This window comes from Paenibacillus sp. FSL R5-0473 (assembly GCF_038004565.1).
GTDB lineage: Bacteria > Bacillota > Bacilli > Paenibacillales > Paenibacillaceae > Paenibacillus > Paenibacillus amylolyticus.
The window spans coordinates 3954824-3980921 of sequence record NZ_JBBORL010000001.1 but is presented as its reverse complement, the minus strand read 5'-3'; the positions used below and the strand labels follow the sequence as shown (position 1 = coordinate 3980921).

Below are 26098 nucleotides of genomic sequence, written 5' to 3'. Positions count from 1 at the left end.
AACTTCAGCTAAGCGCGGTCTGTCTTTTTTGAAAGTACGTCGATAGACGTTTTTTTTTACGTTTGCGGAACCACACTATATCAGTTATAAGGGTGATTACATGGGTGCAGCAACCCCCGTCGTTGAGTTAAAACAAATTACGAAGCGTTTCCCAGGCATTGTTGCCAACGACGCCATCAGCCTTCAGCTTCGTAAGGGCGAGATCCATGCGCTACTGGGCGAAAACGGCGCTGGTAAGTCAACGTTGATGAATATTGTATTTGGTCTCTATCAGCCAGATGAAGGTTCCATTGAAGTGAATGGCAAGCCTGTCATCATCGACAGCCCTAACCGAGCGATCGATCTTGGCATAGGCATGGTGCATCAGCATTTTAAACTTGTACAGCCGTTCACGGTAACAGAGAACATTATTTTGGGATCTGAACCAACGAAGGGTCTCAATATTAACTATAAAAAAGCAGCCGCTGAAGTTCAGCGTCTTTCCGAACAGTATGGACTTAAGGTGAATCCTCATGCCAAAATTCATGATATTTCTGTCGGAATGCAGCAACGTGTAGAGATTGTTAAAACGTTGTATCGCGGTGCAGACATTCTGATATTTGACGAGCCTACAGCCGTATTGACTCCTCAAGAGATCAAAGAACTGATGATTATCATGAAGAAGCTTGTAGCTGAAGGAAAGTCCATTATTTTGATCACGCACAAACTGAAAGAAATCATGGAAATCTCCGATACGGTAACGATTATCCGTCGGGGTAAAGTAATTGATTCGGTTAAAACATCGGAAACCAATCCGAATGAGCTGGCAGAGAAAATGGTGGGGCGGAATGTCACATTCAAAGTGGACAAAAAACCGGCTACACCTGGAGCCAATGTGCTCGAAGTCAGTAAATTAACGGCCAAGAATAAAGAAGGTATTTCGGTTCTAAACCAACTTAACCTGAACGTACGTGCAGGAGAGATTGTCGGAATCGCAGGCGTGGATGGTAACGGCCAAAGTGAACTGATTGAAGCTCTTACCGGACTTCGTAAAGTAGAGAGTGGTTCGATTCTTTTGGAAGGCAAGGAGCTGTCCAATCATTCTCCGCGCCATATCTCGGAGTCGGGTGTAGCCCACATTCCGGAAGATCGCCATAAACACGGACTTGTACTTGATTTTTCAGTGAGCGAAAATATCGTTCTGGAATCGTATTATAAAGCACCATACACCCGTAAAGGGTTCCTTAACTTCGATGCCATCAAACAGCAGGCGAAGCGGCTTGTTGAGGCATTTGACGTGCGTACACCAAGCATCGAGACCAAAGCTCGGTCCTTGTCCGGAGGAAACCAGCAAAAGGCCATTATCGCCCGTGAGGTAGATAAAAACCCTGAACTGCTTATCGCTGCGCAACCAACACGTGGTTTGGATGTAGGGGCTATTGAGTTCGTGCAAAAGCAACTGATTGCACAGCGCGACCAAGGGAAGGCTGTTCTGCTGATTTCATTTGAGCTTGATGAGATTATCAATGTATCTGACCGAATTGCAGTTATTTATGAAGGACAGATCGTTGGCGAGGTGCTGCCGGAAGAAACCAATGACAGGGAGCTCGGCTTGATGATGGCGGGCAGCACCCAAAAGAGAGGTACTGCGCATGAATAACGTATTGAAATGGTTTACCCGAGATTCATTTATTTTGCCTGTAGTAGCTATTATTATGGGTCTTATTCTCGGTGGAGTTGTCATGCTGATTGGTGGTTACAATCCAATTGAAGCCTATGGTGCATTGTTCACCAAGGTATTTGGCGACATGTACAACTTTGGTGAAGCAGTACGGGAAATGACGCCACTGATCATGACTGGACTCGCATTTGCATTTGCATCACGTGCAGGGTTGTTTAACATTGGTGGAGAAGGTCAATTTCTCGTTGGTATGACCGCTGCAACATTTGTTGGTGTTAAGTTTGCAGGTTTGCCGATCTACCTTCATGCGCCACTGGCTTTGATTGCCGGTGCATTGTTTGGTGGTCTGTGGGCCGCGATTGCTGGTTATCTGAAAGCAGCGCGTGGGGTCAATGAAGTTATCAGTAGTATCATGTTGAACTGGATTGGTCTATATCTCGCCAACCTTATCGTTCGCCAATTCTTGCTGTTGAAGGGCGAGAATCGTTCCGTGGATATCAGCGAATCGGCTTCGATTAGTTTGACATGGCTCTCTGAGCTGATGGGCAATTCCCGTGTACACATGGGGACGTTGATTGCCCTTGTGATGGCTGTGCTCTTTTATATCTATATGTGGAAAACAAAACAAGGTTATGAAATCCGCGCGGTAGGTTACAACCCTAATGCCGCTGAATATGCAGGTATGCATGTTAACCGGAATATCGTAAAAGCGATGTTTATCAGTGGTATGCTAGCCGGTCTTGGTGGTGCATTCCAGGTTCTTGGTGTGTTCCAATACCAAACCGTAATGTCGGGTTCACCGGGAACAGGCTTTGACGGAATTGCAGTTGCCCTGATTGGTTTGAATCATCCGTTTGGGGTGTTATTGGGGGCAGTGTTGTTTGGTACCCTCACGTACGGATCTGCAGGTATGAGTTTTGCTGCGGATGTTCCGCCTGAGATTATTCGGATTGTGATCGGTTCGATTATCTTCTTCATTGCGGCACAAGGCATCGTGCGCTGGATACTTAAACCGTTCTATTCGAAGCGTAAGAAAGAGAAGGTGTTGTAGATGGACTTGTTGACAATTGGGCAAATTATCAATACGACGCTTGTCTTTGCTACGGCATTGATTTTTGCATCACTCGGCGGAATTTTTTCGGAAAAATCAGGTGTAACCAACCTTGGACTTGAAGGTTTTATGGTCTTTGGTGCCTTTGCAGCTGGAATCGGGGCGCATTATGCTCAAGAAGCGGGCATGGGCGGAACGACATCGGCCTGGATGGGGGTTTTGCTCGCGATTGTATTGGGCGTAATGGTATCTCTGATTCATGCCGTTGCGTCTATCACATTTAAGGCAGACCAGATTATCAGTGGTATCGTCATTAACTTTTTGGCAGCAGGAAGTACGTTGTACTTGGTTAAACTGTTGTTTGAAGGTTCTGGTGATTCACCGTTGGTTCAAGGATTTAGCAAGTTTGATGTGCCATTGTTGAAAGACATTCCTTTGCTTGGAGAAGCCTTCTTCAAGAACGTATATCCAACAACATATCTGGCCATTCTGTTCGTATTCCTGACGTATTACATCATGTTCAAAACGCCATTTGGTCTGCGCCTTCGTTCTGTAGGTGAACATCCAAGTGCGGCTGATACGGTTGGTGTTAAAGTGCTTCGTTATCGCTATATTGGCGTTATGATCAGTGGTGCGCTTGCGGCTATTGGTGGAGCTGCGATTACGTTGACGACTACGGGTACATTCTCACACAATACGGTTTCCGGCCAAGGTTATATTGCCATTGCAGCTATGATTTTTGGTAAGTGGAATCCGATTGGTGCCTTTGGTGCGGCTGTCTTCTTTGGATTCTCACAAGCGATCCGAAACTATGTACAGTTGTTTGAATGGTCACAAAGTATTCCCCAGGAAATTATTTTTATGTTGCCTTACCTGCTTACAATCATCGTTCTCGTTGCAGCGGTTGGACGTTCTTCGGCTCCGTCTGCACTCGGTGAAGCGTATGACCCTGGTAAAAGGTAACAACCTTTTCCATATCAGTTTAGCTATTCAGAGTTTTGATAAAGGGTCCGCCTTGTGCGGGCCTTTTTTTGTTTTCTTGAACGCCCATCGACTTTTACATGCTTAACTTGGTTCTCGTGCAGATACCCATATTTTCAGGTAGGGACAAAGAAACAGGCGAATTCAGTGATGGACGAATACACTGTTTTGAACGATCCGAGGAGGAGGGGAAAGTATGAAACAACAAGTTACGCGTGATGAAGCGATGAAATTAATAGGCAAAAATATTGTTGCAATCAAAAAAGACGGCACTCGGGTTACGGGAAAGCTGTTGAAAGTATCGGGCAACAAACTGGTACTCAAGCGTTTGAATGGCAAAAAAGTACGTACAAAAGCGATTCTGCCACTGGTATTGTTTGATCTGCTCGCTATTGCCACACTGCCTTATGCTTATGGAGGTGGTCCCGGCTTTGGTCCCGGATATGGACCTGGACCAAAACCAGGCCCTGGATATGGTCCAGGCTACGGACCGGGATATGGACCTGGAGGACCTGGTGGCGGATATGGACCTGGTCCTGGATTCGGCCCTTATGGTCCTGGTCCACGCCCACCAGGATTTTTCTAGGACATTCTATAATGTTTTTTCCAATTCGTAGCAGCGGCTTATCATGATGTATCGAATCGCGCTGTATCCATTTTTTTGATAAAACTGAAGCCCTTTGGTATTGCCCTCATCCACCATCACTTTAGATCTTCGACAACCCCGAGATACCGCAAAGCTCTCTGCTTTGAGCAACAAAGTTTGCCCGTAACGTTTGCGTTGTTCTTTCGGACTAACGGCCATCATATCGACATAGAGCAATTCCCCATGCATGAGAAAATGGATGAATGCCACAGCAGCTTTGTCTGGCTCCGGCGAGACAACAAAGGTCATGCCCCTGTTCATTCGCAGGGGTATTTCTTTGCGGATTTTATTAATTTCCTTTTCGCTCATATGGGATAAAGGAACAAGTTGAGTGTCAATCAGCTTCATGATGGCGCCATCATCCAGCTTGGATGTGCGTTGCCGAATCACCATGCGGAGCCTCCTTTCAGGACCAGTCGTGCTGCTCGTATATCCTATGCCCGAAGCAAGATAAAAGGTGACTGAATGAAGCGCTGGGATTAGGGCAACCTTATAGGCTGAAGAGGGAGGAAAGAAGGTTCTCTGAATTTTTATGCAAAACAGGTATTGACTTATCGGTTGGAGGAATCATATAATGTTCCTAACATTTAACGAGAATATTTCATCGGCTATGAAGAGGACGAAGTTTTAAGGGCTCTTTTGCTCAGAGAGTGGCTGGAATTGCTGAAACCACCACCATTATCCCTTATATACGAGCTCACCTCGGAGCTGTTTTCCTGAAAAGCACTGGATGTCACTCCTTTCGCGTATTAGGGAAAATCGTATGTCTGCGTTACAGACAACAGGTATGGGAAACGACTATGTTCGTTTGAGCTATTCGTTTTGTTGTACCTGGTAAGGTCCGTTATTGCGAAATTTCGGGCAAAGTTGGGTGGTACCACGGAAGCGATAACCTTTCGTCCCTCGCAAGCATGAACTTGTTTGCAGGGGATGGAAGGTTTTTTTTGTAACTTTAAATGTCAGAATGGTGTAAATTCCGAGAGGAGGATGACTAATGGGAGCTCAAATTCCAGAAGTACGATCGACAGATGAATTACGTGAAAAATGGATGAAGCCGGAGGTCATTAGCGGTTCCGAGATTCTGCTGAGAAGCTTGTTGCTTGAAGGTGTGGATTGCGTATTTGGTTACCCGGGTGGCGCAGTGTTGTACATTTACGATGCAATGTATGGTTTCGAGGATTTCAAACACGTCTTAACCCGTCACGAACAAGGTGCAATTCATGCAGCTGACGGATATGCACGTGCAAGCGGCAAAGTTGGTGTTTGTATCGCTACCTCCGGGCCGGGAGCAACCAATCTGGTTACTGGAATAGCCACGGCATATATGGATTCTGTGCCGCTGGTTGTCATTACGGGAAATGTTAATTCCAGCCTGATCGGCTCGGATGCTTTCCAGGAAGCGGATATTACCGGGATTACAATGCCGATCACCAAACACAGCTATCTGGTAAAAGATGTTAAGGATCTGTCGAGTATCATTCATGAGGCATTCCATATTGCCAACACCGGCCGTAAAGGTCCTGTACTGATCGACATTCCGAAAGATGTCTCAGCCAACAAAACCTTGTTTGAACCAAGTACTGAACCTGTTACATTAAGAGGGTACAATCCACGGACAGTACCAAACAAACTGCAGGTTGACCGTTTGGCTCAGGCGATTCAGGAAGCAGAACGTCCAATGATTCTGGCCGGTGGCGGTGTGGTATACTCGGGAGGACATGAAGAACTGTTCGAGTTTGTTGAGAAGACAGGCATTCCGATTACGACAACCCTTCTGGGGCTTGGTGCATTCCCAAGTGGGCATGAACTATGGACAGGGATGCCAGGAATGCACGGAACATACACATCCAACCTGGCCATCCAACAGTCGGATCTGCTGATTAATATCGGCGCACGATTCGATGATCGGGTAACAGGTAAGCTCGACGGATTCGCTCCACATGCCAAAATCGTCCATATCGATATTGATCCGGCTGAGATTGGTAAAAACATTGCAACCGATATTCCAATCGTTGGTGATGTGAAGACCGTACTTGAAATAGCCAACAAAGAAGTTGGACGTGCAGAGCGTGCAGATGCATGGAGAGACCAGATCAAACAGTGGAAACAAGAGAAGCCATACAGCTATACGGATTCAGACGAAGTGCTGAAACCGCAGTGGGTTGTTGAAATGTTGAATGATACAACCAAAGGTGAAGCGATTGTGACTACGGATGTGGGACAACATCAGATGTGGGCGGCACAATATTACAAGTTTAATCAACCACGTTCATGGGTAACTTCGGGTGGTCTCGGAACGATGGGCTTTGGATTCCCTTCTGCAATTGGTGCTCAGATGGCCAATCCGGACAGACTTGTTATCTCCATTAACGGAGACGGCGGAATGCAGATGTGTTCCCAAGAACTCGCAATCTGTGCCATTAACAATATACCCGTAAAAATTGTGATCATTAACAATCAGGTACTTGGAATGGTTCGCCAATGGCAGGAACTCATCTATGAGAACCGTTACAGCCACATTGATCTGGCAGGAAGCCCGGATTTTGTAAAACTGGCTGAAGCATATGGCGTGAAAGGATTGCGTGCAACGAATAAAGAAGAAGCAGCGCGTGCTTGGCAGGAAGCTTTGGACACACCAGGACCAGTCGTTGTAGAATTCGTAGTACGCAAGGATGAAAATGTGTATCCAATGGTTCCGCAGGGAGCAACAATTGATCAAATGCTGATGGGGGATGCTGACGAATGATTAGACATACGATTTCAATATTGGTAAACGATCAGCCAGGCGTCCTTCAGCGTGTATCAGGGTTGTTCGGTCGACGCGGATTTAACATTGAGAGTATTACCGTAGGTCAATCGGAAGAACCTGGACTCTCCCGGATGGTTATTGTCACCATTGGTGACGATAAAACGCTGGAGCAGATTGAGAAACAATTGTACAAAATCATCGATGTTATTAAGGTGGTTGATTTCAGCCTGAAACCGATGGTAGCCCGTGAACTCGCTTTGATTAAAGTGAAAGCAGAGCCTTCCGAGCGTCCTGAAATTCTGGGTGTGGTAGAAACATTCCGCGCATCCGTTGTAGATGTTGGTCCGGGCAGCCTGATTGTGCAGGTAGTCGGAGATACGGACAAAATTGATGCTATGATTGAATTGCTCAAGCCATATGGCATTCGCGAATTGTCTCGTACAGGCATAACTGCATTGGTACGCGGCAACGTATAAAGTTATAATGAATGAAGAGGGACGACGGTTAGCTAACATATACAGTTGATCTTATGTGAGTGTCAGTCCCTTAACAGTTGTAATTTAACATTTTAGTGATGTAACGCTTGAAAATATAGCTACATTCCCGCATTAATGGGCGGGTGTCTGAACGGATCGGATCAGACCAGAGATGCTTTTGACACTCCAAGCGAGGCGGTCCCTTGAGACACCCGCTCATTAATGAAGGGTTCTTTACAATACAAAGGAGGACTTATAAACATGCCAGTAACTACTTATTATGAACAGGATGCAGAGCTTAACGTATTGAAAGGAAAAACGATCGCGGTAATCGGTTATGGTAGCCAGGGCCACGCCCAAGCTCAAAACCTTCGTGATAGTGGATTGAACGTAGTCATCGGACTTCGTGAAGGTAAATCCTTCGACACTGCAAAAAATGACGGATTTGAAGTTCTGTCCCCGGCTGAAGCAACAAGCCGCGCAGATGTAGTTCAAATCTTGCTGCCAGACGAAACTCAAGCTTCTGTATACAAAAACGAAATCGAACCAAACCTGAAAGAAGGCGCTGCACTGCTCTTCTCACACGGTTTCAACGTTCATTTCGGTCAAATCGTTGCTCCAAAAAACAGCGATGTATTGCTGGTAGCTCCTAAGTCCCCTGGTCACATGGTACGTCGTACTTATGTGGAAGGTTTTGGTGTACCGGGCCTGATCGCGATTGAGCAAGATGCAACGGGTAAAGCTAAAGAAATCGGTTTGGCTTATGCTAAAGGTATCGGTTGTACACGCGCAGGGGTTATCGAAACTTCCTTCCGTGAAGAAACAGAAACAGATCTGTTCGGTGAGCAAGCTGTTCTGTGTGGTGGCGTGAGTGCTTTGGTAAAAGCTGGGTTCGAAACATTGACAGAAGCGGGTTACGCTCCTGAAATGGCATACTTCGAATGTCTGCACGAACTGAAGCTGATCGTTGACATGATGTATGAAGGCGGACTTTCAAGCATGCGTGATTCCATCAGTAACACAGCTGAGTACGGTGACTATGTAACTGGACCTCGCGTTGTAACTGAAGATACGAAGAAAGCAATGAAAGAAGTGCTGACGGATATCCAACAAGGTAAATTCGCACGTGACTTCATTCTGGAAAACCAATCCGGACGTGCATTCTTGACAGCAACTCGTCGCAACGAAGCTGAACACCCAATCGAAGTGGTTGGCGGACAATTGCGTGAGATGATGCACTGGATCAAGAAATAAGAATTAACTTCTAGAACATGCACTTAAAGGTATTCAAGTAAACTTAGAGCTTTAACTGGGAATAGCGGCCGTGCTTATGCGTGAGCCGCTATTGCTGGTTCAGAGAAACATATAACAACAAGTACAGGAGGTGCGAAGCGTGCGTAAAATCTATGTATTTGACACAACGCTGCGTGATGGAGAGCAATCCCCGGGAGTCAATCTGAACACTCGTGAAAAGGTGGAAATTGCCCATCAGCTCGAGCGGCTTGGCATTGACCGGATGGAAGCGGGTTTCCCGGCGGCATCTCCAGGTGATCTGGCAGCTGTCAATGCAGTAGCAAATGCGGTCAAAAATGTGACTGTAATTGGCTTGTCCCGTTCCAGAGAGCAAGACATTGATGCGGTTAAGGAAGCACTTAAAGGTGCACAGGACCCGTGCATTCACGTTTTCCTGGCAACTTCACCTATTCACCGCCAACATAAATTGCGCATGGACAAAGCGCAGGTACTGGATACAGCTCGTTCCGCGATTCGTTATGCAAAGAAAACATTCTCGAAGATTGAATTCTCACTTGAGGATGCAGGTCGTACTGAGTATGATTTCCTCGTGGAAATGGTGAATATGGCTGTTGAAGAAGGTGCAGCTGTCGTGAATATTCCGGATACGGTTGGTTACCTGAGCCCATATGAATACGGAAACATTTTCAAACACCTCAAGGAGAATGTACACGGTATTGAAAAGGTACAGCTGAGTGCCCACTGTCATAATGACTTGGGTATGGCGACGGCCAATACACTTGCAGCCATTCTCAACGGAGCCGATCAGATCGAAGGTACGATCAATGGCATTGGTGAACGTGCCGGAAACACGGCGATCGAGGAAATTGCTATGGCGCTCGAGACACGTCAGGAATTTTTCCAGGCGAAAACATCGCTGCAGTTGTCTGAGATTGCACGGACCAGTCGTTTGGTTAGCCGTTTGACAGGTATGGTTGTGCCTGGAAACAAAGCCATTGTTGGGGCAAATGCCTTCGCACATGAATCCGGCATTCACCAGGATGGTATGCTGAAGGAAAAAACCACGTACGAGATCATGACCCCAGAGTCCATCGGTCTGAAGGAAAGTAAACTTGTACTGGGTAAACATTCTGGTCGTCATGCCTTCCGTGAACGGTTGATTGATCTGGGATATGAGCTGGAAGAAGAAGCATTGAATCGGGCTTTCGCCCAGTTCAAAGATCTGGCTGATAAGAAAAAAGAAGTTACTGACGAAGATCTGCTTGCCGTAATTGAAGAGAAATTGCAGGATGCACCTGAGGTGTATAAACTGGAATCCATCTTCGTAACTTACGGAGATGAATCAGTACCAACGGCCAAAGTCCGCATTGCAACGCTTGATGGGGATACGATTGAGAAGCAAGCAGAGGGTAACGGATCGGTAGATGCGATCTACAATGCGATTGACCAAGTGAGTGGGGAAGATGTAACGTTGTCTGACTACTCCATCAAATCGGTAACGCACGGTAAAGATGCATTGGGTGAAGTACATGTTGTGCTGACTCAGAATCAGGTTTCGGTACAAGGACGTGGCGTAAGCACAGATATATTGGGTGCAAGTGCACGCGCCTATGTAGACGGCCTGAATCAATTGATTGAGAAGCGCAAGACATATACGAACCGTGTAAACGTTAATCTGTAGGCTCCAATGCAAGAAGCACGCACCTTTCATTGAACTGAACTTTAAGCTGAGACACATGTATGCTGCTAGAATGATCTATCTTTAATTTAATGGATATAGAAGATGGTTCGGCTTGCTTTGTTACGTTCAGTGAGGGACGTAAAGAGTCTGACTCTCCTGTGGAGGGTCAGACTCTTTTGCTTGTATTTGAGCATTTTGCATAAATCCTCTAAGCGTCTTCCAATCAGCAAGATATAGATCGAAATGATTCTGTTCGTCTATACCTTGGTTGGATCAGGATGCTTCTTCCTGTCCAACTCTTGTACCCGTGAGCGGTATAATTCGAATTATGCAAAATGCTGATTTATATAATTATGGCAGTGCAACACAGAACCTTTTCTACGATTACCTATTGCATTGGCTTACGCCATCAAGCTATTACCATGCGTATGCATTAGGTGCATGTCCACCTGGACCCGGGAAAATCTCATCCAGACGTTTGAGCACGGCTTCATCCAAAGTCACGTCCAGACATTTGAGTGCGGTCTCAAACTGCTCCAGCGTACGCGGTCCGATAATCGGGGCGGTCACCGCCGGATTGGCTGCAACCCATGCCAAAGCCACCGTATCCTGTGGTTCACCGAGATCACGACACAGTGCGGCAAAGTCTTCAAGCTGAGTTTGCTGTTGCTCGATCCTTCCAGCGATGCCCCCGCTGCGTGTTCCTTCCAGCTTTTGCAGAGCGTTACGTCCCAGTAATCCACCATCCAGTGGACTCCATGGAATGACGCCGAGGCCCAGCTCTTTGGCAGCGGGCAGTACTTCCAACTCGGGCAAACGACAGTTGAGGCTATATTTATGTTGTTCGGAAACCAGGCCGAGGAAATGACGATTCTTGGCTTCACTTTGAGCGATTGCAATCTGCCATGCAGCAAAGTTACTCGATCCTACATAACCGATTTTACCCTGTTGAACGGCATTCTCGAACGAACCCCACAGCTCGTCCCACGATATGGCAGGGTCTACATGATGCATCTGGTACAGCTCGATATGATCGGTCTGTAAGCGGCGGAGGGAACCCTCCAGATGCCGTCTGATTTTGTAGGCGGAGAGGCCAGCTTCGTTGTTGGGGCCATCTGTATCATCATGCATGGAGCCATATACTTTGGTGGCCAGAACTACTTTTTCACGTCTGCCCCCACCCTGGTTGAACCAGCGTCCGATAATTTCTTCGGTAAGGCCGGAATTTTCACCCCAACCGTAGATGTTAGCGGTATCAAAAAAGTTCACCCCTGCATCAAGTGCTGCGTCCATAATGCGGAAAGCTTCTTTTTCATCTGTAGCAGGCCCGAAATTCATGGTACCGAGACAGATTCGGCTGACCTTGAGGCCTGATTTACCCAAATACGAATATTGCATATTGCTTATCCCTCCTGCGTACCTGATTTGAATTCAGCTATATTTTAACCCAGCCGGGAGGTCAGAACAACTTGGAAAGGCCAATCTCTATTGGCTTATAGGTAAAATCTATTAAAGTCATAGATTGTATATCTTGGTCAAATGACCTTGGAATATGATACAAAGGAGAGAGTTAATATGAGACGTTACTTTATGAATAATTAATGAATGAAATATAAGGAGTGGACAACCCAATGGCAGACGTGAAAAAAATTGCAGTTATTGCAGGTGACGGAATTGGCCCTGAAGTCGTAGCTGAGGCTGAGAAAGTTCTTAAACGTACGGAGGAAGTATTCGGTTATCGTTTTGAGACAGAGCATGCGTTGTTTGGCGGAATCGCGATTGATGAGAAGGGTACGCCTCTTCCTGAAGAAACACTGACTGTATGTAAAAGTGCAGATGCAGTCCTGCTTGGAGCGGTTGGTGGTCCAAAATGGGATAACAACAGCAAGGAGCTTCGCCCGGAAACAGGCCTGCTGGGTATTCGCAAAGCACTTGGATTGTTCTCCAACCTGCGTCCGGCTGTTGTATTTGATTGCTTGAAGGATGCTTCAACTCTGAAGCCTGAAGTACTGGAAGGTACAGATCTGATGGTGGTACGTGAGTTGACAGGTGGGATCTACTTCGGTGAGAAATTCAGACGTGAAAGTGCACAGGGCGAAGAGGCAGTAGATACGTGTGCATATAATGTAACAGAAGTGGAGCGGATCGTTCGTCAGGCATTCGAAATTGCGCAAGGACGTCGCAAAAAGCTGGCTTCTGTAGACAAAGCCAACGTATTGGAAACTTCCCGTCTCTGGCGTGAAGTCGTGAACCGGGTAGCACCGGATTATCCGGATGTTGAACTGGAGCATGTACTGGTAGACAACTGCGCGATGCAATTGCTGCGTCGTCCGTCCAGCTTCGATGTCATCGTAACGGAAAACATGTTCGGAGATATCTTGAGTGATGAAGCAGCGATGTTGACAGGTTCCATCGGTATGCTCGCATCTGCATCACTGGGAGAGGGCAGCTTCGGACTCTATGAACCGGTACACGGTTCCGCACCGGATATCGCAGGTCAAGGCCTCGCTAATCCGATTGCAACCATTCTCTCTTTGGCGTTGATGTTCCGTACAACCTTTGGTTATACAGAAGGTGCGGATGCCATTGAAGCAGCTGTGTCGGATGTATTGAATGCAGGACACCGCACAAGTGATATTGCTGTAGACAAGAGCACAGCGATCAGCACGACCGAAATGGGAGATTTGATCGTGGCGGCTATTCAGAAACAAGCGTAATTATAGGACCAAAAACATGGCAGCCCTTTGTTTCCAGTTATGGAATGTACAGAGGGCTGTTCCTTTATCATTTTTGCCACGAAAAATCCTTATTTATAATGATTATAAAAAAATAATGTTTATAATCTTGACTTTGGGAAGTCCGGATGATAACATTTTACTTGTACTTGTTATCAAGGTTCAAATCATTTTAATTACAGGAAAAGCGTACGCGTTTTTCTTGATGATGAGCAATCCGCAAGGATGCTTACATAATCCCAAAGGAGGAATTTTTAGTTATGGCAGAACGTTTGGTAGGTAGACCAGCACCGGATTTCGCAATGGAAACAGTATCGGGAGACGGACAAGACTTCGGTTCCGTTAAACTGTCCGATTATCGTGGCAAATGGCTTGTATTCTTCTTTTATCCTTTGGACTTCACATTTGTGTGCCCAACTGAAATTACAGCTTTGAGCGTTGCTTCCGAGCAATTTAAAGCTTTGGATACAGAAATTCTTGGCGTGAGCGTAGACTCCGTACACAGCCACAAAGCATGGATCAATACACCTGTAGACAGCAATGGTCTGGGTCAATTGAACTTCCCGCTGGCTTCCGATATCACGAAGCAAGTGGCTAAAGATTACGGCGTTCTGATCGAAGAAGAAGGCGTAGCATTGCGCGGTCTGTTCATCATCGATCCAGAAGGCGAATTGAAATATCAAGTAGTTAACCACAACGATGTAGGCCGTAGTGTTGAAGAAACACTTCGCGTACTGCAAGCACTGCAATCCGGCGGATTGTGTGCAATGAACTGGAAACCAGGCGACACTAACCTGTAAGCCAAGTTAACTTGAACGGTTTTTGTTCAAGCCCTCATCCCGTTAGGGATTGAGGGCTTTTTGCACCCTTTTGACGGAAGTTATCACGAAGTTAATCAAAAGTGTTTGAACAAGCAGCTAAGCGTGTTAATAATATATTAGAAGAAAGTCTTCTTTTTATCTGTTGAAAGAGGAATTGATGGCCTTTAAGGCGAATAGGGTATGGAAACCCGGTAAATATTCCGGTGCTCTGCATTTATAATCTGTACATGAATGTGATACACTGATGGAACTATTCCTTTTTGGAAGTGCTGTAAGTGTACGGGATGGCATTTTAACAAAAAAGTCCCGGCACGTAATAAGGAGGGTGAACAAAAATGAGTTACTGTTGTGGGGCAAGTATGGTTGGAACGAAGGGCACGCTGAAGCATTACCGCACCCAGGTTCATAATGTTCCCCTGCTGTTTTGCCCGGTGTGTCACCGGGTTGAGGTGCATTATAAAGTGGAAAACGAATACGAAATCCTGGCTGAATATGCGCATGGAGACGGTGCATCCGAGATCGACTTTCAAGATTATGTTACAGAAGATGAGGATGCGATTTTCGAAAACTGTGTAAACCGTGAGAGCGAGGATGCCATGGTCATTGTGCAGCGCCAGATTGATATGGCTCTGGATTTGCTCAGGCTCGCGAAGGAAACCAAAGACGAGAAGTGGGAAAGCGAACTTAAACGTCGATTAGCTGTGATGAGTCAGCGCAGACTGAAAATTCAGCATAATAAGACCGGACTATAGATGAACTCGGATATATCACCAATTAAAGATATTAAAAACGAAGCTGATTTGCCTACTGGGTGAAACGGCTTCGTTTTTGTGCGTTGTTCTGGAACTAATTCGAGGTTTTTTTTAAAATAATTTCCATTCGACACTTTCTCCGATTGACTCTCTTCTATAAACTTGTCTATGATAAAAACAGACTTGCAAAGAGGCGGAGCAAAAAATGTTCGTGTTTGGGAATAGGAGAAGGTCAGAATGGAACAAACGTATATGATTTTCCGGATCGACTGTTGGTTACCGGGAATAGACCAGCTTGAGTTCCGGACATGCCATCCATATTTTCGGCTCAGCCCCCCAACGAAAGGGCACCGGTAATGAACAATAAAATCGGCCCTTCCTGTTTCTGTGATGATATGATGTCCGAATGGCAAGTTTATCATTTACGTGAAAAGGAGGAACCTGACATGATTAGTGAATTTCAGGATACAGTGCCTCAACCAACGGATGGATTCCCGCCTGTGCATCTGGATAACAACAAGTACGAGAATGTACTGGAACATCTGGATAGCGGTATTATGTTGTTTGACAGTCACGGTGTATTGACGTTTATTAACGTTCAGATGGCAAAGTTGTTGGAGCTTCCACGAAGTCTGTTGAGCGGCTGCACCCTGATGCAAATGCTGCATCATCCGCAGATGAGCCGATTCAAGAAAAAGAAAATTTTACGTATCTATCGGGAAACTATTTTTCATCGTAAGCGCTATCATGAGTTGATTGATGAATACGGAAGGCATTGGCTGGTTACTGTGACGTACGGTGATCAGATGGATGGCGACTTCTTGTTCAGCGTCAAAGATGTATCTGATTATAAACAAATTGAACAGACCGCTTATCAAAATGACAAACTTGCGATGCTGGGGCGAATATCAGCATCTATTGCTCATGAAATTCGTAATCCGTTGACTGCAATCCGTGGGTTCATCCAACTGCTCAGGCCCCATTTGCTGCAGCTCGGCAAAGACGAGTACGCTCGAATCATACTGACGGAGATTGATCGGGCGAATGACATCATCTACGAATTTTTGAATTCTTCCAAACCGTCAGCTCCACAGAAGACCGTGATATCCGTCGACTCTTTGCTCAAAGAGGTGGTCTTGCTGACCGAAAGCGAAGGGTTGATGAAGGGATGCGAGATCGTACTGGATGAAGGGGATGCCCCGCTGAATGTGTCCATTGATGTCAAACAGATTAAGCAGGTTATTTTGAATATGGTGAAAAACGCAATGGATGCCATTGAGGAAGTTGGCGAAGAACATACGGGTCTAATTCGGATATCTACCGCCACGGAAAACAAGTTCGTGCAGATCTCCATCGCGGATAACGGTCATGGGATGGACCATAACACGCTTGTACGTCTGTTTGATCCATTCTTCACGACCAAGGAGAGCGGAACGGGGCTTGGACTTTCGGTGAGTTACCGAATCATCAAGAACCATGGAGGCACTATCTCTGTGGATAGCAAAAAGGGCGAAGGCACGCGGTTTATAATTATGTTACCCTTGGTATATTGAGAAAAGCGGGGAGTCGAGGAGTTGGCCATTTGCCAACTCCTTTGTTTTATGTTGCCAATAACGGTTATAGTTAGTAATGAATGCGAATACATAAGCTCCATAACGGAAGGATGAGATGCAGATGGAAATCCAAGGAATGGAACGAATGAATCAACAATTGATGGATCATGTGGGAAAAGTGATTGTGGGAAAAGAGCATACCATAGAGCTGGTAATGACAGCGATCATAGCGTCAGGACATGTGCTGCTGGAGGATGTACCGGGTACCGGAAAAACGATGCTTGCCAAATCGGTAGCCTCTTCATTGGACTGCACATTCCAACGGATACAGTTTACACCGGACTTGCTGCCCTCGGACTTAACAGGGATTCATTTTTTTAATCAAAAAGAAGGGGATTTTGAATTCCGACCCGGCCCCTTGTTTGCCAATCTTGTACTAGCTGATGAGATTAACCGGGCTACACCGCGTACACAATCAAGCTTGCTGGAGTGTATGGAAGAGCGCCAGATCAGTATCGACGGTTCAACGAGACAGCTGGAACGGCCATTCATCGTTATCGCCACCCAGAATCCTGTAGATAACCAGGGAACTTTTCCACTACCTGAAGCGCAGATGGATCGTTTTATGATGAAAATTCGCATGGGTTATCCAAGCAGTGAAGAGAGTGTAGAAATTTTGAGACGTACGGTAGCCAGTCGTTCTGTTGATGATCTCTCGGCAGTGATCAGTCGTGAAGAACTTTTGAAGGCGCAGGATACGTATAAAACAGTGCAAATCAACGAAGATTTGCTACGATATATCATTCAGTTAACCGAAGCGACAAGGCAACATCCAGAGCTCTCGCTTGGCGTAAGTCCACGAGGGGCTCAGGCATTACTCAAGGCAAGTCAGGCATGGGCTGCACTGCATGGCAGAGACTTTGTTTTACCTGATGATATTAAAGTACTGGCGGAACCTGTGCTGGCCCACCGACTGGTATTCCGTAACCGGATCAGACAACAAGAGGGCTTGGCGGAGCGTATCATCCAGGAACTTCTGAATAAGACAGAAGTGCCTACGGAGAATCTCGCTACAAGCGGGCGTTAATCTTATGGCATTATTATGGCTTGTCCTTGTTGGAAGCATTGTCGTTGTTATACATGGTGTGTGGTTTGGACGACCTGCACTGCGAAAGCTCAGGTACAGCAGACAATTCAGCAAGCTGCGTTGTTACGCTGGAGATGAACTTGAGATGGTGGAGACGATATCGAATGAGAAACGAGTCTCCGTACCGTGGCTCAGACTTGAATCGATGATGCCAGTGTCGTTTGTATTTCGTTCCGGCTCAGGTATGGATATTAGTCAAGGCGAAATCTATCAGAACCATAAGAGTATTTTTACGTTAAAACCGTTTACTCGTATTACGCGCAAGCATCCTTTTACATGTACTCAGCGTGGAATTTATCCATTAAATACAGCAACGATGACAGGTGGGGATCTCTTTGGCGTGTGGCGTTCCACCAAACCAATTCCTTTGCAAATGTCTATGATTGTGTATCCCTCATTAGTGAATGCAGAGGATCTTCCTGCAATTTATCAGGTATGGCAGGGAGAAGTGGAAGTATCACGATGGATCGTTGAAGATCCTTTCTTGATTCTGGGTGTTCGGCCTTATGGTGCAGGCGACCCCATGAATCGTATTCACTGGAAAGCGAGTGCACGTACAGGTGAATTACAGGTCTACAAGCAGGGATGGACGGCTGATCCGCAATCCTGGATAGTAGTCAACATTCAGGAATCTGCAGATATGTGGAGTGTTGTTACTCGACCGGAAAAGATTGAGCGGGCACTTCGTTACGCTGCCACGGCTGCAGTGGATGCCATCGGTAGAGGGTTGCCAGCAGGTTTCGCCCATAATGGTTATCATGTGGGTGGAGGCCGCGATACACTTCGGATTGAACCGGATTATGGCACGCCCCATCTGGAACGGTTACTGGAAGCTATGGCTGAGACAGAGTTGAAATGCATGGTGCCCATGGAGCAATTCCTGAATGATGAAGTACGTCTGAATGAAGAAGCACAGCAAATCCGCAGCTATCTGCTGATTACATCCTATGTATCTACCGCTATGGAGCACGAGATTGCACGTCTGCACGAACAAGGACATCGTGTAACGATTCTCCCGGTAGAGGACGTGAAGGGTAATACAAAGGCGGTGAGTGCATGAGGAACAGACCGGTAGCAACGACCACAGGACTCATAACAATGCTTGCCGTCTTGATGGCTGGCATATACCTTTTTCCGATATTTACGCTTGCTTCATTCTACGCAATGGAACATTTGCCGTACACATTATTCATCCTTGTTGTTCTTGTAGGTTGGTTGGGACAGTTCATTCAGCATAAAATTCCAGGTTTTAGCGAGAAAAGTACACTCATTCGAGGACTAGCGGCACTCGTCATAGGACTTCTCTTCGCACTCGTTGTTGGGATGAGCCTTATTCTCCCGTTGCCCGATATCATCACATTGGTACTGTGTGGAGTCATATCGGCTTATACAGGTCTGACCTTCCAGCCAGTCTTTCATTCAGTGTTGTTATGGCGCTTGCAGATTATGGGTGTAATCAGTGCGATCGTGCTTATGATTGCTTCGAACTCGTTGGAATTCATGCAGCCGATACGAACCTATACCCTATGGATCTATATTGCCGGAGTGATCAGCTTTGCCTTTTGGCTAGTTGGACGATATATGCTGCAACTGGATCAGGCAATACTCAATGACGGCAAGAGAAGATTGGTATTAAGAGATTTTGCACGTGCGAATCATCAGCGGTTCATGTGGATGTTTATTGTTATCGTCGCGATTGGTGCTTTCCCAAGTCTGGCTGCCTGGCTGGGACCGCTACGTGATCGCTTGCTCGCATGGATCAGGGGATGGTTTGGTCCGATTTCCGGCGAGGAGCCACGATTACCAATGGACAACCCCAATCAGCAGTTAAATATACCGAATGACTGGAGAGAGCCGCCATCCGAGCCCTCAGTCTTCTGGAACATCCTCGGATGGGTAGTGATGTGTGCTGTAGCAGGAGCAATCCTGTGGCTGCTTCTGAGGTTGGGACAAAAAACGATAAACAGACTTATGGACCGATTCAAGGGGATGTTACAACCAGGTGAAAAGAAGGCAGAACCACGGACGGAGTATATCGATGTCAGTGAGACGCTTGATGCGCCAACAAGAGTCCGAAAGAATTGGTTTCGGAAGAAAGAAGCGCCACCTGCACAGGATGCCGAACGTGTTCGGTATTACTATCGGACTTGGATTGAAAGAGCCGCTCATCGAGGCGTGGAAATACAGGGGACACACACTCCGCTGGAGGCTGCACAGACCATTATTCAGAATGGTATGAAGGTAGAAGAAGATGAGCTGTCTGCGAGACTGCCAGATACGTATAATGCCGTTCGTTATGGAGAGAAAGCTCCCGATCGTTCCGATATGGTTGAGATTGACCGAATCTGGAGATCTTATCGAAGTAAATAAGTCCGGAATCCCTTTACTTTTCTTGTCACGTTCAAGTATCATGAGAGGAATACACAAGTTGGTCAGAAAAGGAGCAGACATTAATGAAGACAAATCATTGCAAAATTGTAGATTGTACGATCCGTGATGGCGGATTGGTGAATAATTGGGACTTTAGCGTGGACTTTGTTCAACAGCTATATGCTGGATTGAATGAAGCTGGCGTTGATTATATGGAAATTGGATATAAGAACTCTCCGAAGTTGCTTAAAGGTGCCGAGGAAGCAGGACCATGGCGTTTCCTGAACGATGATTTCCTGCGTAAAGTTATTCCTCAAAAAGGCAATACCAAACTGTCTGCGCTGGTTGACGTAGGTCGTGTGGACGAAAATGATATCTTGCCTCGCAGTGAGAGCATGCTGGATCTGATCCGGGTTGCCTGCTACAGCAAAGATGTAGACAAGGCACTTGCACTGGTTCAAACATTCCATGATCGTGGATATGAAACTACACTTAATATTATGGCACTCTCCAATGTTATGGAGAATGAATTGCTGGAAGCATTTGAATTGATCAAAGAAAGCGCTGTGGATGTTGTTTATATTGTAGACTCCTACGGTAGCTTGGACCATAATGATGTGAAATATCTGGTAGAGAAGTTCAAGACTCACTTGCCTAACAAACGTCTTGGTGTTCACACACATAATAATATGCAACTTGCGTTTTCTAACACATTGGTTGCGGCAGAACTTGGCGTTGAACTGCTTGACGCTTCTGTGTATGGTATGGGACGTGCGGCAGGAAACTGTCCAACCGAATTGCTCGTAGCTCATCTGAAAGGAACAAAATACAATCTGCGTCCAGTACTTGGTGTATTGGAACAGTTGATGGTTCCGCTCAGAGAAAAAGAAGAATGGGGTTACATTCTGCCTTACATGATTACAGGTGCGTTGGACGAGCATCCACGTTCAGCGATGGCGATTCGCTCATCGGAAGACAAGGATAAGGTTGTTGATTTTTATGATAAATTAACAACACCAGAAGTGAATTTTGAGAAGTAATATAGTCTGAAATACAGTTGCAAAATAGGAAAACATGGACTCTAACTGGAGATCCATGTTTTTTTAGTTCTTAATGCCTTGTTTTTCTATATATTTGTGAATAAATATTCCTAGGAGTAACTATTTTTTAGTTCACGTATACAAAATTAAATGTTATTATGTACCAGATAGCATGTGTATGCATGTGAATTGAACGTTGGTTAATATGTTTTTTGTCGAATCGTGTAGTAAGTTGTTAAGTTTGGTTAATGTAATTCAGGATAGGTGATCCCGGGAAGGAAAACACGGCATGAAGGTTAATCTGCAAGATCAGAGAAAAATAATTTGGGTCGCTGTGGGCGGCTTATTATGTTTCCTCGCAAGTCAATGGTTTCGTTCTTCTTCAAGCTCTGATCTGATCATATCGGGTTACCCGGTTTTGACACTCTTGGGTGGATTTGCTGCGGTAGCGGCTTGTATCGGCATCTATAATCAAAGCTGGTTGTTTCGGACACAGAAGCTAACGCTTCGGAGGACATTATTGACAACACTCTTTTTATTGATTGGACTATTTGAACTGGTTCATATCGTTTCATTTGCAGAAGAGATTCCAAATGGAGCCATGATGGAATCGGAGTTCTCCTTAATGATGTCAACCATGGGATCTTTGGTATGTTCCGTAGGATTATTGCTCGTGTATACCTTAAATGAGAAAGAATTTGCATTACCACGCAAATTCTTGCTTTTAAGTGGGACATTGGGTACCTTTGTTATTTTGTACATATTGGCTATTCAGGAATGGAGCATGTTGCCGAGTATGCTTGATGGGGAAGTGCTTGGTGGTATCTTCACCCGAGTTCATCTTATGGTTGGATTGCTCTATGGCATTATTGCAGTTCTTTTGTTTGTACAATGGAAAAAAACCAAAGATGGAGATTTACCAACCATTCTATGTGGCATTCTGTGTTTCTTTTTTGGTGAATGTTATTTTGTTTCAGCAACTGGGGTGAACGATCTCAATCTGTTATTAGGATTGATGAGTAATTGTATGGCATATTTTTTCATTCAAAAAGGGCTGTATACGTCCGTAGTGGACACACCTTTCCTGCAACAGCAGGTCGCGGAAGCCAAGATGAACTATATTGCTCATCATGATGATGTAACGGGACTTCCAAACCGTCGTCGCCTTTCACAGCAGTTGAAAAAGATGATGGATGATGCCGTGGTACAGGAACAGCTTGTTGGTGTATTGGTCCTGAATATTAATCGGTTCAAAACCATTAATGATTCGCTTGGACAGCAAGCAGCTAACCGTGTTTTGCGTCAGGTAGGTCAACGACTGAAACAATTGTCCCTTCCAGGAGAAGAAGTCTTTGGATTGGGAAGAGATGAGTTTGCATTAACGATGACAGATTTCAGTTCAACCGATACAGCGTTGCGTCGGACAAGATCCATTTTGCAACTTTTTGAGAAGCCCGTCTTGGTTGATGGCAATGAGTATCATCTGACACTTGGAATTGGGATGGCCATTTTCCCACATGATGGGGAGTCACCACTGGAGATTATTCAGAATGCCGATACGGCTTTGCACAGTGCAAAGGAACAAGGAATGGAACTGAATCGTTTTGCCCATGCGATGCAGATGAAGGCACAGGAGCGTTTGCAGCTTGAGAATGATCTGCGCAAGGCGTTGGATCGAGGTCAGTTCTACCTGGTCTACCAGCCGCAGGTTAATCTGCAAAGTGGGCTAATCGTTGGCATGGAAGCCTTGGTGCGTTGGCAGCATCCGCAGCGAGGCTCGGTATCTCCGGCGGACTTTATTCCTCTGGCAGAAGAGAGTGGGCTCATTGTGCCACTTGGTGAATGGGTGCTTCGTGAAGCGTGTGCACAGAACAAACAGTGGCAGGAAGCCGGTTATCGTAAACTGTGTGTTTCGGTGAATCTGTCGATGAGACAATTCAGGCACTCCCATTTGTTGGACAATATCAATGGCATTCTCAAAGAGACGGGACTAGAGCCTGTATGGCTTGAACTGGAGATTACAGAGAGCATGACATTTGATAAAGACCGGTCATTCGAACAGTTGCGCAAAATCAAAGAAATTGGTGTGCATATCAGTATCGATGATTTTGGAACGGGATACAGCTCGTTGCACTATCTGAAGGATCTGCCAATTGATCGGCTTAAGATTGACCGTTCATTTGTGAATGAAGTCATGGAGGACAGCAATAACGCAGCGATCGTATCTACCATCACTTCAATGGCGCATCATTTACAACTGAAAGTCACAGCTGAGGGCGTGGAGAACGAAGATCAGATGGTCTTTCTTCGCAATCAACACTGTCACGAGGCTCAGGGTTATTTCTTCAGCAAACCGATTAAAGCCGCTGAATTTGAAAAGAAGTTTTTGAGAGATGTGGATAAGCCTACAGGATAGGGAACAGCGGGGGCGCGAGGGTGCTCCTGCTTTTTTTTGATGGATGCGTAATGAAAAAAATGGAAAATATGACTTGCATGCTATAGAGGATCATGGTATATTATTATTTGTAAAATCACTGTTAAATTCCTAAGGAACTTAACAATAAATCTTCAATCATGCGGGTGTAGTTCAATGGTAGAACTTTAGCCTTCCAAGCTAATAGCGTGGGTTCGATTCCCATCACCCGCTTAACGAAGCAGTACCGGAGCCCTTGCGATGCAGGGGCTTTTTCTATTACCCTAAAAGAAATTCGGTGGTAACAGTGAGCAGAAGATTGTTCTGTTTTCGGAGTGGCGAGTAAGTAAGTATTCTTTAGTTTGATTTATATACCCTTTGCTTTTTTACAATGATCTGGTACAATAACGGAGAAATTGATACTACACATGAATGAGAGGTAACCATACGTCCCATGAAGTAAAGCACATGAATTGAACCCCAGTTAACTGCAGACGGTTTTATGACGCAGTCAGCCAGAGCGGCTGAGCAATGAGGGGATCCGTGTGTCCAAATTCAGCTATGGGAAAAGGTATGGAGCAAGTAAGCCATTGAGGTTTATTTGTACCCTGTATTTTGGGTTTCTTTGTTCATGCCGTAGCTTACCTTAGATCTGTCTTTGAATGCTTGATCCAACCCTGAATTGCTAAACCGCCGGCTGATGCCAGCGGTTTTTTTTGTTCAGCAAAAAGGATGCAGGAAGGATGAGGCCTCATGATGACATTGGTACGCTTACATGAAGTATCAAAAGAGTGGAACGGTATTGAATTGTTTACAGGATTGAATTTGGAGATTAATGAGGGCGAACGACTCGCCATTTTGGGTCGCAACGGATGCGGCAAGACAACGTTGTTACGCATCATTTTGGGTGAGGAGCATGGTGGTGGACGGATTGAACGTCATATCCCTCAGCAGGAATGGGGGTTCATGCGCCAGCGCTCGGAGATTGAGACCGGGATGAATGTACTGGATGCGGTCCGGCGTGAGAGCGGTCAGATCTATGAAGTGAAACGGAACTTGGAAGAACTGGAACAACGTTTGAGCATGAGCACTGAAGCGGATGAAGAGCTGCTTGCAGCTTATACACTAGTGATGGAGCAATATGAACAGTTGAACGGTTATATGTGGGAGACTGAGGTAGAGAAAGTACTGACCCGCCTTGGATTATCCGCAGAGCATTGGAATAGACCCTATCATTCCTTGAGCGGTGGACAAAAAACAAAGGCTCGTTTGGCGGGGCTACTTGTCAGCAAACCCAAGTTCCTGATCCTGGATGAACCGACGAATCATCTGGATGAGGGAAGCATGCGTTGGCTGGAAGAGTGGTTATCCTCATATGAAGGTACGCTGTTATTTGTATCACATGATCGTACGTTTATTGATCAGGTAGCAACAGGAGTCATTGAGTTCAGTCCAGATGCCCTGACCAAATACAAGGGCGGATACTCCGACTACAAGATCCACAAAGAGCGTGAATTACGCGAACAGGAAACGATCTACCGCAGGCAGGAATTGGAACGTAAGGCGTTGGAAGAAACGATTCGAAATTATCAGGAATGGTTCCATAAAGCGCATAATTCGGCGACTGATGTGGAGGTGAAGATCACCCAGAGCTTCTACAAGGCCAAAGCCAACAAAAATATTTCACGTTACCATGCGAAACAAAAACAGCTGGAACGTTTGGAGCGGGAACGGGTGGATAAACCTCGTGAAGCTGCAAAGTTGAACATGGAATTACAGATGAATCCACTGGCTGCACGCCAGCTGCTTGCGCTGGAAGAGGTGAGTTTTTCATATGCGGGAGACAAACCATTGCTGCGCGATCTTCGGATTGCTGTGGAACGTGGAGATCGGCTTGCTGTACGAGGTCCTAATGGAACGGGCAAGACAACACTGCTGAAGTTGATGATTGGTGAACTGGAACCTTCTCAAGGCAAGGTCACACGGCATCCACAGCTGAAAATCGGTTACTTTTCACAGGAGCTGGAAGGGCTCCCCGAGAATCAGACGCTGCTGGACAGCTTGCTTACTCTTCCATCCATGACACAAAGTGCGGCACGTACCATTCTGGGATGTTTCCTATTTTCCAGAGATGATGTATTCAAGCGCATTGGGGATTTGAGCATGGGGGAAAAGTGCAGAGTGGCATTTCTGAGACTGTACTTTGGCGGAGCCAATCTGCTGGTGCTGGACGAACCGACCAACTATCTGGACATCGATACCCAGGAAGTCATGGAAAATGTATTAAAACAGGCTTCTGGTGCTTTGGTGCTTGTATCCCATGACCGGATGCTGACGAAGTCACTTGCGAATCGGTTATGCGATCTGGAGGCTGGTGGCACAGCAACTCTGTTTGAAGGAGGAGTGTCGGATTGGGAGCAGTCCAACAAACTTCGGGAGGTGGCGCTGGAGACCCGGGAATCCGATGACGAGCGGTTACGATTGGAGATGCGCCTATCCGAATTGCTGTCTCCTGTAAGCACTGCTGGGAAAGACAGTCTGACACAGCCCGAGCATTCGAATGAGCGAGCAGTCGAGGCAGCTGAGATTCGCGAAATCCAGCAGCGCCTGAAACAATTGAAAGATAAGGGGGCAAGCATAAATTAGAATATGGACGGCTTGCTATTTCGATCTATTTTGCATATAATTATGAACGATCATCGATGAATACATCGATATGGGTAAACTAAGCAAACGTGATGATGGAGATAAGTAAGCAGTGCCTCTGGA

20 protein-coding genes and 1 tRNA gene are annotated in these 26098 nt (G+C 45.9%); 19 read left to right on the top strand and 2 right to left on the bottom strand.

Features of this window, described 5'->3' with window-relative positions; all coding sequences use genetic code 11:
- The first annotated feature begins 100 nt into the window (after positions 1-100).
- The 4 genes from MKY28_RS17275 to MKY28_RS17260 all read left to right on the top strand — a co-directional run bounded on the left by MKY28_RS17275 (position 101) and on the right by MKY28_RS17260 (position 4278).
- A complete protein-coding gene (locus MKY28_RS17275; protein ID WP_036610171.1) occupies positions 101-1639 on the top strand; it encodes an ABC transporter ATP-binding protein in 1539 nt (512 codons plus the stop codon).
- A complete protein-coding gene (locus MKY28_RS17270; protein ID WP_036610168.1) occupies positions 1632-2711 on the top strand; it encodes an ABC transporter permease in 1080 nt (359 codons plus the stop codon). Before MKY28_RS17275 ends, MKY28_RS17270 begins: the two co-directional genes overlap by 8 nt.
- The gene (locus MKY28_RS17265) at positions 2712-3674 is read left to right on the top strand and encodes an ABC transporter permease (protein WP_036610165.1); all 963 of its coding nucleotides are present in this window, start codon (positions 2712-2714) and stop codon (positions 3672-3674) included.
- Positions 3675-3888: 214 nt separating this feature from the next.
- A complete protein-coding gene (locus MKY28_RS17260; protein WP_047842246.1) occupies positions 3889-4278 on the top strand; it encodes a hypothetical protein in 390 nt (129 codons plus the stop codon).
- 6 nt (positions 4279-4284) lie between these two features.
- Here the strand turns inward: MKY28_RS17260 and MKY28_RS17255 are convergent, their stop codons facing one another.
- Positions 4285-4728: a GNAT family N-acetyltransferase gene (locus MKY28_RS17255; protein WP_036611020.1), complete on the bottom strand. Its 444-nt coding sequence runs from the start codon at positions 4726-4728 to the stop codon at positions 4285-4287.
- Between the two features lie 604 nt (positions 4729-5332).
- Between MKY28_RS17255 and ilvB the strand changes: the two genes are divergently transcribed.
- From ilvB to MKY28_RS17235, 4 genes are all read left to right on the top strand, one after another.
- Positions 5333-7084, top strand: a complete 1752-nt coding sequence (gene ilvB / locus MKY28_RS17250; RefSeq protein ID WP_036610160.1) for a biosynthetic-type acetolactate synthase large subunit — start codon at positions 5333-5335, stop codon at positions 7082-7084.
- Positions 7081-7563: an acetolactate synthase small subunit gene (gene ilvN / locus MKY28_RS17245; protein ID WP_024628317.1), complete on the top strand. Its 483-nt coding sequence runs from the start codon at positions 7081-7083 to the stop codon at positions 7561-7563. Before ilvB ends, ilvN begins: the two co-directional genes overlap by 4 nt.
- A 261-nt stretch (positions 7564-7824) precedes the next feature.
- On the top strand, positions 7825-8817 hold the full coding sequence (gene ilvC / locus MKY28_RS17240) for a ketol-acid reductoisomerase (RefSeq protein WP_036669754.1): 993 nt from the start codon (positions 7825-7827) through the stop codon (positions 8815-8817).
- Between the two features lie 139 nt (positions 8818-8956).
- Positions 8957-10498, top strand: a complete 1542-nt coding sequence (locus MKY28_RS17235; protein ID WP_036610154.1) for a 2-isopropylmalate synthase — start codon at positions 8957-8959, stop codon at positions 10496-10498.
- 417 nt (positions 10499-10915) lie between these two features.
- Here the strand turns inward: MKY28_RS17235 and MKY28_RS17230 are convergent, their stop codons facing one another.
- Positions 10916-11896: an aldo/keto reductase gene (locus MKY28_RS17230; RefSeq protein ID WP_036610151.1), complete on the bottom strand. Its 981-nt coding sequence runs from the start codon at positions 11894-11896 to the stop codon at positions 10916-10918.
- Positions 11897-12129: 233 nt separating this feature from the next.
- Between MKY28_RS17230 and leuB the strand changes: the two genes are divergently transcribed.
- From leuB to abc-f, 11 genes are all read left to right on the top strand, one after another.
- Positions 12130-13215, top strand: coding sequence for a 3-isopropylmalate dehydrogenase (gene leuB, locus MKY28_RS17225; RefSeq protein WP_036669759.1), 1086 nt, complete (start codon positions 12130-12132; stop codon positions 13213-13215).
- A 278-nt stretch (positions 13216-13493) separates the two neighbouring features.
- Positions 13494-14033 (top strand): peroxiredoxin, encoded by a 540-nt coding sequence (locus tag MKY28_RS17220; protein WP_036610146.1) that lies wholly within the window; start codon positions 13494-13496, stop codon positions 14031-14033.
- A gap of 356 nt (positions 14034-14389) precedes the next feature.
- Complete coding sequence (locus tag MKY28_RS17215; RefSeq protein WP_017689649.1) at positions 14390-14806, top strand: hypothetical protein; 417 nt, start codon at positions 14390-14392, stop codon at positions 14804-14806.
- Positions 14807-15252: 446 nt separating this feature from the next.
- Positions 15253-16359 carry a PAS domain-containing sensor histidine kinase gene (locus MKY28_RS17210; protein ID WP_036610143.1) on the top strand — a complete coding sequence of 369 codons (1107 nt, stop codon included), beginning with the start codon at positions 15253-15255 and terminating at the stop codon, positions 16357-16359.
- A 121-nt stretch (positions 16360-16480) separates the two neighbouring features.
- A complete protein-coding gene (locus tag MKY28_RS17205) occupies positions 16481-17446 on the top strand; it encodes an AAA family ATPase (RefSeq protein ID WP_340936460.1) in 966 nt (321 codons plus the stop codon).
- A 4-nt stretch (positions 17447-17450) separates the two neighbouring features.
- On the top strand, positions 17451-18566 hold the full coding sequence (locus MKY28_RS17200) for a DUF58 domain-containing protein (protein ID WP_340936459.1): 1116 nt from the start codon (positions 17451-17453) through the stop codon (positions 18564-18566).
- Entirely contained in the window at positions 18563-19876 is a 1314-nt protein-coding gene (locus MKY28_RS17195) for a DUF4129 domain-containing protein (RefSeq protein WP_340936458.1), read from the top strand. The genes MKY28_RS17200 and MKY28_RS17195 overlap by 4 nt, the downstream gene beginning before the upstream one ends.
- 83 nt (positions 19877-19959) lie before the next feature.
- Entirely contained in the window at positions 19960-20916 is a 957-nt protein-coding gene (locus MKY28_RS17190; RefSeq protein WP_036610133.1) for an aldolase catalytic domain-containing protein, read from the top strand.
- Between the two features lie 289 nt (positions 20917-21205).
- Positions 21206-23332, top strand: a complete 2127-nt coding sequence (locus MKY28_RS17185) for a bifunctional diguanylate cyclase/phosphodiesterase (protein WP_340936457.1) — start codon at positions 21206-21208, stop codon at positions 23330-23332.
- A 160-nt stretch (positions 23333-23492) separates the two neighbouring features.
- Positions 23493-23563: transfer RNA gene (locus MKY28_RS17180), tRNA-Gly, on the top strand.
- Between the two features lie 519 nt (positions 23564-24082).
- Positions 24083-25975 (top strand): ribosomal protection-like ABC-F family protein, encoded by a 1893-nt coding sequence (abc-f, locus tag MKY28_RS17175; protein ID WP_340936456.1) that lies wholly within the window; start codon positions 24083-24085, stop codon positions 25973-25975.
- The last annotated feature ends 123 nt before the right edge of the window (positions 25976-26098 follow it).